Source organism: Moraxella atlantae NBRC 14588 (assembly GCF_001591265.1).
Taxonomy (GTDB): domain Bacteria; phylum Pseudomonadota; class Gammaproteobacteria; order Pseudomonadales; family Moraxellaceae; genus Faucicola; species Faucicola atlantae.
Map to the genome: position 1 here is coordinate 1 of NZ_BCUL01000029.1, position 13,837 is coordinate 13,837.

Below are 13,837 nucleotides of genomic sequence, written 5' to 3' on the forward strand. Positions count from 1 at the left end.
TAAGGGAAAATTTAACTCAATTAATTTAACCAAACAGCCCATCGGTACGCGGCGACCACAGAATTTTAGCATACAACACGATAAAGCCGACAAACGCCAAAATCCACAAGCCTTGCGCGATGCCGACGCTGATTAAGTAGGCGTCATTTGGCAACGCCAGTGGCAAAATCGCGCGAAACGCCCATGCCGCTACCATCGCGCCGAACGCTAGGCTAATCCCGTTTAGCGGTTGGTGCACGCTGCGCCCCGTGTGCCCAAGCGCGACCCGCGCCATCATGGATAGCGTCATCATACCAATGCCCGCCAACGCCACCGTGTGCATGGCAAGGCTGTGACCGACTAAGCCCAGCGGCAACACCGCAAATAACGCGAAACCAATAACCATACCAAGCAGCGATATCCACAGCGACCACACCATCGGACGTTGCCATAGCCCTGGCAAGTACCAGTTTTTCAGCCGTAGCGCGTTGGCAATGGCAATAATGGCGGCAAACGCGCCGACCAGCCAATTCGCCCACGTCAAGTTCCACACGCCTGCTAATAGCACGTCGCTTAGCATAAAACCAAACAGCCCAATCAGGCTGATTTTATCCAGCACATCAGAGTTTTTTGCCTTCAGCACGACTTTGCCACCTGCAGCGATGCCGTTTTGGATAAACATCGGCATGACGCGCCGCGCCATCGTCAGGACTATGCCAATGATGACGTACAAAGCCGCCCATAGGCTCAACTGCACACCTTGCCACACCTCATGAAATACAGCAATATAAAACCACACCTGAGCCAACAATAGCAGCAGCAACTTAGCGACGATACCGATTTGGCGTTTTTGTTTTGTCATCCAAATCGGCTTGACTACCGCCACCGTGACCGATAGCCAAAACGCGATATCCGCTGCGCATGCCACGCGCAGCCAGCCGTTAATGGCAAGCCCGTTAAACAAATACACCACCCGCGCCAACGCCCAGCACAGCCAAATTGCCAGCAATCGCCAGCCGAAGGGCATTGGCTGATTGGTCCATGTTTTGACGGCGGTGAGCAAAAAGCCCGCTATCACCGCGAGACTATAGCCGAACACCAGTTCATGCCCATGCCAAAAGGCAGGTAACAGTTGGTGTGCGCCAAATGACATCGAATTTTTAGATAGCAAATACGCCCATGCCGCCATCGTCAGCATGGCAAATACCGCCGCCGATAAAAAAAACACGCGAAAGCCCAAGTTTAATACAGGGTGAGGTGAGGTGGGGCGTTTGGAAGGAAGTTGGATTTGCTGCATACCGCCTCCAACAGACAAGGGTTAAAAAACAAAGGTTAAAAAAGCAGGTTTATCCAGTCATTGTAGCACTTAAGCGGTATTGAGCGCGTCCAAAATCGTGTTCAATGTCGTCATGCGTTTGATGCTTTGCCACAAGGTACGCGCTTCGGGGTAGCCATCGGTAAGCATGGCAAGCCACTGTTTATAACGCCCGATGAGTACCGTGTCGTTTTTGGCATTGCCCGCCAAAAAATTGCGTTGTAGCTCTAGCAAGTCTTGCCAATGCATTGGCGATAATGGCTCGCCAACATCTTGTCTGCGAATTTGGCTGACCAAATCAGGACGTGTCACCGCCCCGCGACCTAGCATAAGATGTAGCGTATTGGCTTCGGTACGGCATTGCATGGCTTGGGCAGGCGTCCAGATTTCACCATTGGCAATAATGGGTAACTGCAAGCGCGCACGCAATGGCGCGATCAGCGACCAATAGGCAGGCGGCTTGTAGCCTTGGGTTTTGGTACGCGCATGGACCGTCAGCCAACTGGCATTTGCCGCTTGCACCGCGTCGCCAATTTCATGGGCTAAGGTTGTGTCAGTATAGCCCAAGCGGATTTTTGCCGAGACAGGCACATTCGGCGGCACGGCTTGGCGTACTGCATGGATGATGGCAAACACGCTGTCAGGTTCGGTTAAAAGCACCGCGCCACCGCGGTGATTATTGACGGTTTTGGCAGGACAACCAAAATTGATATCAATTGCGTGCGCGCCAAGCTCAACCGCGCGATAAGCGTTTTGCGCCATCAAATTTGCGTCGCTACCGAGTAGCTGAATATGTACAGGTGTGCCGTGCAGGGTTTTGCCGCGCAACTTGCCCTCATGCAGCAGTTCAGGCACATGGGTGTAAAATACATGGGCAGGTAGCAGCGTTTGGGTGACGCGAATAAACTCACTCACCGCCCAATCATACCGCGCGACCCCCGTCAAAACTTGACGCATCAATGGGTCTGTCAAGCCTTGCATGGGTGCAAGGACAAACTGTGCGCGGCTAAAATCGGGGTAAAAACCTTGCTGATTGAATACAGCTTGTGGCAACTTAGTTGGCAAATAGATTGTCTTCCACCGAACGGCGTAGCTTTTGCCCTGCCTTAAACGTCACCACACGGCGCGCGCTGACATACACCAGCTCGCCTGTTTTGGGGTTACGCCCAGGGCGGCGTTTTTTGTCTTTGATGTCAAAATTGCCAAAGCCTGAAAGCTTGACTTGATGACCGCTAATCAAGTTTTTGGACAACTCATCAAAAAAACGCTCAACAAAATGCCGCGCTTGCTGACGGGTCAGGTTTAAGTCATCGACCAAATGGCTGACCATCTCAGATTTGGTCAAGGTGTGGCACGCCTTATCGGCAGCCGTTGCAGGGGTAGAAATAGCCGTTGATTTACTCATAGTACAGTCTTAGCGGTTAAGAAAATCTAACTTCAAGCACCTAATTGATCGTTGTGTTTAGCGCAACACCGCGCCAAAGTGCGCGCCTAAGCCATCGGTAATGCGTTGCATAGCAGCATTGACCACATCATCAGACAGTGTGGCGGCAGGATCTTGCCACACCAAACCAAACGCCAGTGAGCGTTTATCGGCAGGCAGTTGGTCACCTGTGTACACGTCGAACAACCAGCTAGCTTGCAACAACTCCCCACCGAGGCGGCGAATTTCGCGCAACATATCTTGTACCGCCACATCGCGATCGACCACGAGCGCAATATCACGGCGCACCTGTGGGAATTTACTCAGCGGCGCGATGGTACTGGGTACATGGTATAGCTCGGCAAGTAAGTTCATATCCAGCTGAGCAACCCATGTGGTTGGCAAATCCAATGCCTTGGCGATTTGTGGATGGAGCTGACCTAACCAACCGATGGTACGCGCATTGTCACTGCCATTAGCATCAGCGGTATGCCAAACGATATCAGCACTTTGCCCTGGATGCAAAAATGCCTGCGCGCTACGTTGATAGCCAATCGCGCCACAGCTTAACTGTTGCTGCGGTAACACGCTTTCGACATCGTGTTTGAGGTCATAAAAATCCATCGCGCGGTTGCCATTGGGCTGCTCAGGATAGACATTGCCCACCGCAACCAACGCCAAACTATTGATCTGTGCCAGCGCGGCGATATCTGCACCCACAAAACGCAAGCCTGTTTCAAACAAGCGCACACGTGTCTGTTGGCGATTTAGGTTATACTGCACGCAGGGTAGCAAGCTGCTTAGCAGCGTACGGCGCATGACTGCCAAGTCTGCTGAAATCGGATTTGCCAATGCAAGCGGCGCGGCTGTTTTACCGTTTGGATCATCAAACAAGGCTTCAATTTTGGCATCACTAAAACTAAAACTCACCGCCTCAAAATAGCCCTGCTGGGTCAAGCTATGTTTGAGGTCATGTAGCCAACGCTGGGTATTGGTATCGGCAAAATTAGCCGCAAACTCAGGCAATTGATTGGCAAGGCGGTTGTAGCCATAGACGCGCGCAATTTCTTCAATCAAATCCTCAGGCAAGCTGATGTCATAACGGTAGCTAGGTGGGGTGGCGACAATCTGCGCTGCCTCATCGCTACTAAGTAATTCAACATCAAAGCCCAAACGCTGCAAAATTACCACTGCTGTATCAGGTGCAATCGCCTCGCCCAACAGACGCGCAATTTCGCCCACCGTCAAATGCACGGCTGCACGTGTTGGCAATGCGTGAGCGCGTTCGACCAACGTTGTCTGCCCGACCACACCATCACCAAATTGCGCCAACAGGCTCACCGCACGATCAAGTGCCAATTTTGGCAAGTCAAAATCCACGCCACGCTCATAGCGCTGTGACGCATCGGTGTGTAGCCCAAACCGACGCGCGCGCCCTGCAATCGCCAAAGGATCAAAAAACGCGCTTTCAATCACCACCCGTGTGGTGCTGTCAGTCACCGCGGTACGCTGCCCACCCATGATACCTGCTAGCGCAATCGCGCCGTCATCATCGGCAATTAGCAGCTCATCGCCTTGTAGGGTAATGGTTTGCTCGTTAAGTAAGGTGAAAGTCTCACCAGCATTTGCCAAACGCACCACGATATTGCCACGGATTTTATCCGCGTCAAACGCATGTAGCGGCTGCCCAAGTTCAAGCAACACATAATTGGTCACATCGACCAATAAATTGCGTGGACGCACGCCTGCTGCATTGAGTGCTTGCTTGATCCACGCAGGTGATAGACGGGTGGCATCCAGACCGCTAACTGCTTGCGCCCAATAACGTGGGCAAGCGTCGGTGATCACCGTGACCGCAGGCTTGGTATCATCGGTTGGGATAGGGGTGGTTGGCGTAAAAGGCAGGTCAAATGCTAAGCCATTGAGTGCCGCCAATTCGCGCGCAATCCCACGCACGCTAAAGCAATCACCGCGGTTTGGTGTGATGGCGATGTCAAGCACATGGTTGTCTAAGTCCAAATACTCACGCACATCCATACCAATCGGCGCATCTTCGGGTAAAATCAACAAACCATCGACTTCATCGGGCAAATCAATCTCACTTGCGCCGCATAGCATGCCATGTGACTCCACACCGCGTAGCTTGCCTTTTTTGATGTTAAACGGCTTGTTATCGCCAGCAGCAGGCGGCAATTTGGCACCAATCAATGCCACAGGTGCCTTGATACCTGCCGCCACGTTTGGCGCACCGCACACGATTTGTAGTGGTTCACTGCTATGCTGCCCCACATCGACGCGCGTCACACGCAGTTTGTCAGCATCGGGATGTGGCTCAACCGACAACACTTGCCCGACCACAACACCGCTAAAATCACGCGCAACTTTGGTCAAGTCATCAAGTTCCAAGCCTGCCATCGTTAGCTGTTCGCCGATTTGTTCGGCAGATAACGCAGGATTGACCCATTGGCGCAGCCAGTTTTCACTCACTTTCATGCTAAATTTTCTCTAACTTTATTGCTTGGGCGTGTAAAGCCATTTGTAAAATCTGTATAACGTCTAGGTAATCAACAAACGGTCAAATCGATGATTATGAATGACACTCAAATAAACGCGGTGTGCGGTATTCAATAAAAACTACTTTGCTTGGTATGAATTGAATTTAGGCAAACTGCTTTAAAAAACGCACGTCGTTTTGGAAAAATAAGCGCAAATCCTGCACCCCGTAGTACAACATCGCAAAACGCTCAATCCCCATACCAAACGCAAAGCCCTGATAGCGCGACGGATCAATGCCGCAATTTTTGAGTACCTGTGGATGCACCATGCCGCAGCCCATGACCTCAAGCCAACGTCCGCCTTTACCGCTTGCCGCATCGCCTTCCGCCCAAATATCCACCTCTGCCGATGGCTCGGTAAAGGGAAAATACGACGGGCGAAAGCGAATATGCAATTTTCGCCCAAAAAACGCCTGCAAAAATGCGTCAATCAAGCCTTTGAGCTCGGCAAAATTTGTTGATTCGCTGACATATAAGCCCTCAAGCTGGTGAAACATCGGTGAATGGGTTTGGTCAGAGTCATTGCGATACACGCGCCCAGGGCAGATAATGCGAATCGGCAAATTGCCTTGCTCCATCGTGCGAATCTGCACCGAGCTGGTGTGCGTGCGCAACACATAGCTTGCGTCAAAATAAAACGTATCGTGCATCGCGCGCGCAGGGTGGTGCGATGGGATATTAAGTGCCTCAAAGTTGTAATAATCGCTCTCAACCTCAGGCCCTGTCGCCACCTCAAACCCTGCTTGCAAGAAAAACGCTTGCATACGCTCAGCCGTTTGGGTGATGGGGTGCAAATTACCAACGCTTTGCCCACGCGCAGGCAAGGTGATATCAATGGCTTCACTTGCCAATTTGGCTGCCAAGGCTTGCGCGGCAAGCTGTTTTTGTGCGTCATCAAGCGCGGTTTGGATGCGTGTACGCAGGGCGTGTAGCCAACCGCCGACGGTTTTTTTAGCGTCTGCATCAAGTGTGCCAAGCTGTTTTGACCACGTGGTTAAATGGCTTTTTTTGCCTGTCAATGCCACGCGAATCGTCTGCAAATCCTGTGGCGTGCTTGCTGTGGCTACCCACGCGATCGCGTCATCACCAAACGCTTGTAGCTTTGCGTCGTCAAGCTCGTTTAAAGTCAAAGAAAATGCGTCAAAACGCGCGTCGGACGAGGTAGTCAAATCAGTCATAGCCCAAGACAACAGTGTAAAAACAAATTATCGATTCAACCCAAGATCTGCTTTGTGATTAAGTCGGTCATTATATGACCAACTGGCAAACAAACGCAGATGCTAGGATTAGCCCGTAATAAGATGAAACAGTAATAATAACAAGACGCTAGTTTACCCAAAAAAACGCCACAAAAAAAGCCATTTGGGGCAACCAAAATGGCTTTTTTTGTTGAGTGGCGTTGTTTTTACTAATGTTTTAGCCAAAACAACGCTGGTTGTGCCCAACTAGCTACTTGACCAAAAGCGATTAAGCGGCCAATGCTTGTTTGGCTTTTTCAGTCAAAGCGGTGAACGCCGCTGCGTCATGCATGGCGATATCAGCCAACACACGGCGGTCGATGTCGATATTGGCTTTTTTCAAGCCATTAATCATGCGGCTGTAGCTTAGGCCATTCATACGCGCGCCTGCATTGATCCGCGCGATCCATAGGCGGCGGAAAGAGCGTTTTTTGTTGCGGCGGTCACGATAGGCGTATTGACCTGCTTTAGTAACCGCTTGCACTGCTACGCGATACACGCGTGAGCGCGCACCGTAATAACCTTTTGCACGCGCCAAGACTTTTTTATGACGGCGATTTGCCTGTACACCACGTTTTACACGAGCCATAATTTACTCCAAAATTTTAATTCATGAACAATAATCGCTCAATACGATTAGATGTAAGGGCACATACGCAAGATACGTGCTTCATCAGATGGGTGGACAAGTTTGCAGCCACGCAACTGACGGATACGTTTTGGAGATTTTTTGGTTAGAATGTGGCGTTTGAACGCTTGTTTGCGCTTAAAACCATTGGCGGTACGTTTAAAACGCTTGGCAGCACCACGACGGGTTTTGAGTTTCATACTGACCTCTTGTAAGTTACTGACCTGTTCGTCACCCAATTTACACGGCAAAAAGCCATTAAAAACAGATGCCTGAAGGTGGGAGGCGGTATTTTAGCAAAACTTGATCGGCAATGCGAACATTTTTTGCTAAAATTTAACAGTATTTTTTGCCAAAAACCACCATCGCTGCCCATGCGATACGTGATCATGTTATAAGACAAAAAAACTGCGCAAAACCACGATGAAAGGTGGTTTTTTTTTGTTAAATGTGCTATCAATACGCAAATTATTCTAAACGTTGCTGTATTTCAATGCTTGTCAGCGCACCCAACCTATCAATAATTAACTAAAGTATCAGCCAAACCCTATGCCACACGCTCAAGGAGACGTTATGTTACCCAATCGGCGCGTCGAAGCAATTGCCATGGACGAGGTCAATTTTGTCTTTGAAACGGTCATGCGCGTGCGCAGTAATGAAGTGAGTATCGGTCAGCATATGAGTATAGAAGCCTTGATCGCGCTGTTGTCTGAGACGCGCGCGCGGTTTTTGTACTCTAAAGATATCAAAGAAATCACCACGGATTACACAGGCTTGGTGATCAATGATGTGTCGGCGCGGTTTGTCAGCCGTGTGCGCGCGCGCGAGGAGCTGTTGTTTGAAGTTGGTGTGCATGGGCTGCATGACAGCGGCGGTGATTTTGTTTTTAAAGTCAGCCGCATGTTTGACGGTAGCGCGGTAGCGCAAGCGGTGATGGGCTTTGTGGCGTATGATTACCGCACCAATCAGCCGACCAAGTTATCGCCACAATTGGTTGAAGTGTTTGATATCAAGCCGTTTGTGCTATAGCTTGTTAAACGCTTAGATTTAAGTGTTTGGGGTTAAGTTAAGCATCAAGCGTGCGCCAACGCATCATGTTAAACAACGCATCATGTTAAACAATGATAGCGCAAGCACCAAACGGCGCCATCAGCCAACGGTTGAAGCAAGGCGCAAAACGGGGCTATAATCAAACTCACGACACGCACCAAACCACAATACTAAACTACCAACACAAGATAAATGAGCATAACCATGAACGCGGATGATACACGCTGGCTAGATGCCGTGCAATTTGACGCCAACGGCTTAATCCCTGCCATCGCACAAGACCACGCCACAGGGCGCGTGTTGATGTTGGCATGGATGAATCGTGAAGCATTGGCGCAGACAGTCGCCAAAGGGCAGGCGGTGTATTGGTCGCGCTCACGCCAGCAGCTGTGGCACAAGGGCGAAACGTCGGGGCATTGGCAGCAGGTGCATGCCATTCGGCTAGATTGTGACAGCGACGCGCTGGTACTGTCGGTAACCCAAGTCGGCGGTATTGCCTGCCACACAGGACGCGAGTCGTGTTTTTATCAGCTTTTGACCGATGACAACGGCACGCACACGTGGATAACCACCGACGCGGTACGCAAAGATCCACAAGCGATTTATGGCACACAGGCTAATGAAGCGCAGGCGCAAACCCATGCCTATAATGATGATGCGCCAAACGCTACCGCGCGCCACGCCATACCGCCAGCATCAAACAATATTTTGCCTGCACTAGAAGACGTTTTGTATCAGCGCAAAACTGCGCGAGCAGATAGCTCGTATGTCGCCAGTTTGTATCAAAAAGGCGCGGATAAAATTTTACAAAAAGTGGGCGAAGAAGCAGTCGAGATGATTTTAGCCGCCAAGACCTATCAGCAGACCGATGATGATACAACACGCGACGCGCTGATTTATGAATGCGCTGATTTGTGGTTTCATATAATGGTCACATTGGCGTGGTTTAATATTCCGCTTGATGCGGTAACGCAAGAGTTGGCGCGGCGTTTTGGCTTGTCGGGATTGGATGAAAAACGCAGCCGCACACAAGGTTAAGCGTGCGCTCAGTGGCGTGGCATATTCAATGCGATCTAAGTTTTAAGCGCCACACACATTAAGTGCAATAGAAGTAATAACAGGGGTGAAGTATGGGCGGATTGTCGATTACGCATTGGTTGATTTTGTTGGTGATTATCGTGGTGTTGTTTGGCACCTCAAAACTTAAAAACGCAGGCAAAGACCTAGGTGGCGCGGTCAAAGGCTTTAAGGACGCAGTGCGCGATGAAAATGACCAAGCAGGCAATAAAACCCGTGTGATTGAGCATGAAGAAGTTGAAGTGTCACCCACAGGCACCACGACCACAACCACCACGACAACGACAAAAACCCAAAACGAGCAAACACGCGTCTAATACGCGTTTAGTTTATGTGTCTATTTTTGTTTTGTGGGCGCATTTTTTGCAGGCAATTAGGTTTGTATGCGTCTAATTATGCGTCTAGGCTGTTATGCGCTTAGGTTTGTGTGTTTGGCTTTTTTAGATTGGGTGTTAGTGCGTCATTATGTTTGATATTGGCTTTAGTGAGCTGCTGATTTTTGGCGCGATTGCCTTGATTATCTTAGGTCCTGAAAAATTACCGCAAGCGGCGCGTACGGCAGGGCGGTATTACGCCAAGTTTCGCCGTACGGTGGCCAATTTGCAACGTGAGATTGAAGCCGAGCTTGATTTGGCAGAAACGCGCAAGCAAATGCAAGCCGAGCTTGCCAAAATCAAACAAGCCGAAGAAGACATGAAGCGCGAGATGGACGCGTTGCGCAGTAGCTTAAGTGATTTGCAGCAAGACCAGTCGCGGCGATTGGCAGAGACATTAGACAATCAAGCCGTTAATCAGCAAGTCAGCTTGGCTAAACCCGATGCTGACGATCGCACCGATACGCTCACCGCAGCCAATGCCCACGCCGCCGATGCCAGTGCCGAATTTAGCGCCCACTTAACACGCCCAATGACCAACCGTTGGTTTTTAGTCAGCGATTATGAACGCCAATTGCGCTTGCCGTCCGCGCCACGCCTGCCCAATTATCGTGCTTTGCCGCTGATGAACGCCCAACCCACCGACACGGTACAGCAAGGCTAGGGGGCGTATCATGAAATTGCTAAAAACCAAAAAAACCCCCGATCAGCTTGCCCAAGATCGCCTGCGCGATGAAGCTGCCGCAGAGCAGGCATTGGCAGACATGCCGATTACCGAACACCTCATTGCACTGCGCAAGCATTTGATTCATATTTTTGCTGCCGTGTTGGTGGTGTTTTTGGCGTTGGTCGGCTTTGCGCGTCAGATTTACGATGCGTTTTCGGTGCCATTGGTTGCGATGTTACCGCCAAATTCAAGCATTATCGCCACGGATATCACTTCACCGTTTTTAGCACCCATCAAGCTGACGCTGTATTTGTCTGCCATGCTTGCCATGCCGTACATTTTGTGGCAGATCTGGGCGTTTGTTGCTCCAGGGTTGTACAAACACGAAAAACGCATTGCCTTGCCTGTGTTGGTATCATCGGTGGTGTTGTTTTATACGGGCGTGGCGTTTGCGTATTTTGTTGTGCTCAAAAGCGTGCTGGGCTTTTTTATCAAGTTTTCGCCTGCAAGTGTACTACCGATGACGGATATTGACAGCTATTTGCATTTTGTCATGAAACTGTTTTTGGTATTTGGCGCGACGTTTGAAATTCCTGTGGTTACGCTGCTGTTGGTGTTGGCAGGTGTTGTGTCGGTGCAATCATTGGCGGATAAACGCCGTTATATCATCGTGGGCTGCTTTGCCATCGCTGCGTTTGTCACACCGCCTGATGGCTTGTCGATGATTTTGCTGGCCGTGCCGATGTGGCTGTTGTTTGAGTTGGGACTGGTTGCCGCGCGCGTGCTGATACGCGAGCGCAAACAAGCTGAGGTTGAAGCGAAAGCCCGTTAAATTTTTTGTTCCGTTGTTTTGATGATGTGTTTTGACCGATCAAAACGGCGGATGTGCTGATAACCTGCCTGCCCCGCCGTTTGGCGCGTTGAGCTTGGAGTTTTACCCAAACATCACGCGCGCACTTCACCATGCCCAAAGACAATCCATTTTTGGCTGGTTAAGCCCTCCAAACCAACAGGGCCACGGGCATGAATTTTGTCCGTTGAAATACCAATCTCTGCGCCCAAGCCATACTCAAACCCATCGGCAAAACGCGTTGAGGCATTGATCATCACGCTGCTAGAATCGACCTCACGCAAAAAGCGCAGCGCGTGCGCATAGTGCTCAGTGATAATCGCGTCACTGTGTGCCGAGCCGTGGCGGTTGATGTGCGCAATGGCAGCATCGAGATCTGCCACTACCTTGACCGCCAAAATCGGTGCCAAAAACTCAGCATCCCAATCGCTGTCGGTGGCAGGCGTAAGATGTCCTTGCAGTGCAGGCAGTGGTTGCAACAGCGCGAGTGATTCGGGGCAGACGTGCAGTTGCATGGCATCATCTGCTGCCACAATTGCCTGTGCCACCACAGGTAGCGCGTGCTCGGCAATCGCCGTATCAATCAGCAAGGTTTCCATCGTGTTGCAGGTGCCGTAACGTTGGGTCTTGGCGTTCACGCAGATGTTGGTTGCCATGTCGATATCGGCAAAACGGTCAATAAACGTGTGGCAATTACCGTCCAAATGCTTGATGACAGGCACACGCGCTTCGCGGCTAACGCGCTCAATCAGTCCTTTGCCGCCACGTGGTACGATAACATCGACAAAATCGGTTAGTGTGACCAACACGCCCACCGCCGCGCGGTCGGTAGTAGCCACTACCTGCACCGCATCGCTTGGCAGCCCTGCCGCTTGTAAGCCTTGCTGCACACACGCCGCCAAGGCTTGATTGGAATAAAATGCCTCCGAGCCACCACGCAAGATAATGGCATTGCCCGATTTGAGCGCGAGGCTTGCCGCCTCAATGGTGACATTGGGGCGCGATTCATAAATCATACCAACCACGCCAAGCGGCACACGCATTTTGCCCAACTGAATCCCCGAGGGACGAAACTGCAAATCGGTGATCGTGCCGATGGGATCAGGTAAGGCGATGACATCATACAGCCCGTGCAGCATCGCGGCAAAGCGGCTTTCGGTCAAGGTCAAGCGGTCAAGCAATGCCGCATCAAGCCCCGTGGCTTGCGCATTGGCGACGTCACGCGCATTGGCAGCCAGGATATCGGCTTGTGCCATTTGTAGCGCATCTGCGATTGCCTGTAGCGCGTGATTTTTGCGCTGCGTGTCGGCTTTTGCCAAGGCAAAAGCTGCAGTTTTGGCTCGTTCGCCAAGTGTGTGCATATACGCGCTCACATCGGCTGGGTCAGCCGCGGGCAAAGCGGTATTTAGAGTTGGTGAGGTCATGACAACACGCCTTTAGTTAGCCAAATAAAAATGGGACAAGAGATAATAACCATCCATGAAAAAATAGCAACCAGCACGCATAGTAAAAAATCCGCCGCCAAATTACAACCATCTGCATACAGCCTATCGATTTTTGTGCGTATTTACCAACATTTTTTGTTGGAAATATTTGCCTTTTGCCGCGTTTTACGAGAAAATATCCCGTTTTTAACTTTTTTAACCTATTTGAGCCAAGTGATTCTTTGGCTCAGTGATTAAGCCTGTTTGGCGGTATCTGTGCCGCGCAAACGTTCATTCATTCATCAATGTGAGCCTAGCCAAACCCAATGACCGCCATGCCAGACCCGATTATCACTCCTGTTTCCGAGCGTCCCATCGCACTACAACTTAATGATATTCATAAAAATTTCGGCGCGTTGTCGGTGTTAAAGGGCGTGTCATTGCAAGCACACGATGGCGATGTGATCAGCATTTTGGGGTCAAGTGGCTCGGGCAAATCCACCTTGCTGCGCTGTATCAACTTGTTGGAAAATCCATCACAAGGCGAGATTTTTTTGGGCGGCGAGCAGCTACAGCTTCGGCGCAACAAGGCAGGAGATTTGGTGGCTGCCAATCAGCGTCAGCTTGAGCAATTTCGTAGCAAAATGGGGTTTGTGTTCCAAAACTTTAATCTGTGGCCGCACCGCACGATTTTGCAAAACATCATCGAGGGCCCAACGCAGGTACTCAAAATCCCCAAAGACCAAGCCATTGCTGAGGCTGAGCGTCTGCTGGCACGTGTTGGCTTGCTTGATAAGAAAAATGCTTATCCTGACAACCTATCGGGCGGACAACGCCAGCGCATTGCCATTGCGCGCGCGCTTGCCATGCAGCCGCAAGTGTTGTTGTTTGATGAGCCCACGTCCGCGCTTGATCCCGAACTGGTCAATGAGGTGTTGGCGGTGATGAAATCGTTGGCAGAAGAGGGGCGCACCATGCTGATTGTAACCCATGAAATGCGCTTTGCCCGTGATGTGTCAAGTCAAGTGGTGTTTTTGCACCAAGGGCGGATTGAAGAGATGGGCACACCTGCACAGGTGTTTGATGCCCCCAAATCCGCCCGTGTGCGTGAGTTTATGGCAAGCCACCAGTCATTTTGATCAATGTTTTACTGGCACCAATGGGTAATTTTTGCTTGCATTTTGGTAATTTTATGTTAATTTTAACCAATTTGTCATAATTGGTTAGTTTGTGTCAAATTTCAGCTGTTTAAACTGT

General features: G+C 50.5%; 15 protein-coding genes. 7 read left to right on the forward strand and 8 right to left on the reverse strand.

Going from position 1 to position 13,837, the window contains the following annotated elements; genetic code table 11:
- Window positions 1–25: 25 nt before the first annotated feature.
- The 7 genes from MA2_RS09780 to rpmI form a co-directional block, all read right to left on the reverse strand.
- On the reverse strand, window positions 26–1,276 hold the full coding sequence (locus MA2_RS09780; RefSeq protein WP_067059348.1) for an NnrS family protein: 1,251 nt from the start codon (window positions 1,274–1,276) through the stop codon (window positions 26–28).
- Between the two features lie 69 nt (window positions 1,277–1,345).
- Window positions 1,346–2,275, reverse strand: coding sequence for a tRNA dihydrouridine synthase (locus MA2_RS09785; RefSeq protein WP_067059369.1), 930 nt, complete (start codon window positions 2,273–2,275; stop codon window positions 1,346–1,348).
- A gap of 73 nt (window positions 2,276–2,348) precedes the next feature.
- The gene (locus tag MA2_RS09790) at window positions 2,349–2,699 is read right to left on the reverse strand and encodes an integration host factor subunit alpha (protein WP_067059350.1); all 351 of its coding nucleotides are present in this window, start codon (window positions 2,697–2,699) and stop codon (window positions 2,349–2,351) included.
- Window positions 2,700–2,756: 57 nt separating this feature from the next.
- On the reverse strand, window positions 2,757–5,210 hold the full coding sequence (gene pheT, locus MA2_RS09795; RefSeq protein WP_067059352.1) for a phenylalanine--tRNA ligase subunit beta: 2,454 nt from the start codon (window positions 5,208–5,210) through the stop codon (window positions 2,757–2,759).
- A gap of 166 nt (window positions 5,211–5,376) precedes the next feature.
- On the reverse strand, window positions 5,377–6,450 hold the full coding sequence (pheS, locus tag MA2_RS09800) for a phenylalanine--tRNA ligase subunit alpha (RefSeq protein ID WP_067059354.1): 1,074 nt from the start codon (window positions 6,448–6,450) through the stop codon (window positions 5,377–5,379).
- Between the two features lie 289 nt (window positions 6,451–6,739).
- Window positions 6,740–7,099 carry a 50S ribosomal protein L20 gene (gene rplT / locus MA2_RS09805; RefSeq protein ID WP_067059356.1) on the reverse strand — a complete coding sequence of 120 codons (360 nt, stop codon included), beginning with the start codon at window positions 7,097–7,099 and terminating at the stop codon, window positions 6,740–6,742.
- Between the two features lie 47 nt (window positions 7,100–7,146).
- Entirely contained in the window at window positions 7,147–7,338 is a 192-nt protein-coding gene (rpmI, locus tag MA2_RS09810; protein ID WP_067059371.1) for a 50S ribosomal protein L35, read from the reverse strand.
- A 373-nt stretch (window positions 7,339–7,711) separates the two neighbouring features.
- On the opposite strand from rpmI, the gene MA2_RS09815 reads away from it, so the two are divergent.
- The 5 genes from MA2_RS09815 to tatC all read left to right on the forward strand — a co-directional run bounded on the left by MA2_RS09815 (window position 7,712) and on the right by tatC (window position 11,138).
- The gene (locus MA2_RS09815) at window positions 7,712–8,167 is read left to right on the forward strand and encodes an acyl-CoA thioesterase (RefSeq protein ID WP_245945341.1); all 456 of its coding nucleotides are present in this window, start codon (window positions 7,712–7,714) and stop codon (window positions 8,165–8,167) included.
- Window positions 8,168–8,392: 225 nt separating this feature from the next.
- Window positions 8,393–9,226 carry a bifunctional phosphoribosyl-AMP cyclohydrolase/phosphoribosyl-ATP diphosphatase HisIE gene (gene hisIE, locus MA2_RS09820; protein WP_115254068.1) on the forward strand — a complete coding sequence of 278 codons (834 nt, stop codon included), beginning with the start codon at window positions 8,393–8,395 and terminating at the stop codon, window positions 9,224–9,226.
- Between the two features lie 92 nt (window positions 9,227–9,318).
- A complete protein-coding gene (gene tatA, locus MA2_RS09825; protein ID WP_067059359.1) occupies window positions 9,319–9,582 on the forward strand; it encodes a Sec-independent protein translocase subunit TatA in 264 nt (87 codons plus the stop codon).
- Window positions 9,583–9,730: 148 nt separating this feature from the next.
- On the forward strand, window positions 9,731–10,303 hold the full coding sequence (gene tatB / locus MA2_RS09830) for a Sec-independent protein translocase protein TatB (protein ID WP_067059361.1): 573 nt from the start codon (window positions 9,731–9,733) through the stop codon (window positions 10,301–10,303).
- Between the two features lie 100 nt (window positions 10,304–10,403).
- Window positions 10,404–11,138, forward strand: coding sequence for a twin-arginine translocase subunit TatC (gene tatC / locus MA2_RS09835; protein ID WP_245945388.1), 735 nt, complete (start codon window positions 10,404–10,406; stop codon window positions 11,136–11,138).
- A 113-nt stretch (window positions 11,139–11,251) separates the two neighbouring features.
- Here the strand turns inward: tatC and MA2_RS09840 are convergent, their stop codons facing one another.
- Complete coding sequence (locus MA2_RS09840) at window positions 11,252–12,553, reverse strand: glutamate-5-semialdehyde dehydrogenase (protein ID WP_373279769.1); 1,302 nt, start codon at window positions 12,551–12,553, stop codon at window positions 11,252–11,254.
- Window positions 12,554–12,610: 57 nt separating this feature from the next.
- Between MA2_RS09840 and MA2_RS09845 the strand changes: the two genes are divergently transcribed.
- Together MA2_RS09845 and MA2_RS09850 are read left to right on the forward strand one after the other, a co-directional pair.
- Window positions 12,611–12,838 (forward strand): hypothetical protein, encoded by a 228-nt coding sequence (locus MA2_RS09845; protein WP_067059367.1) that lies wholly within the window; start codon window positions 12,611–12,613, stop codon window positions 12,836–12,838.
- 77 nt (window positions 12,839–12,915) lie between these two features.
- Window positions 12,916–13,719, forward strand: a complete 804-nt coding sequence (locus MA2_RS09850; RefSeq protein WP_067059375.1) for an ABC transporter ATP-binding protein — start codon at window positions 12,916–12,918, stop codon at window positions 13,717–13,719.
- Window positions 13,720–13,837 lie beyond the last annotated feature (118 nt).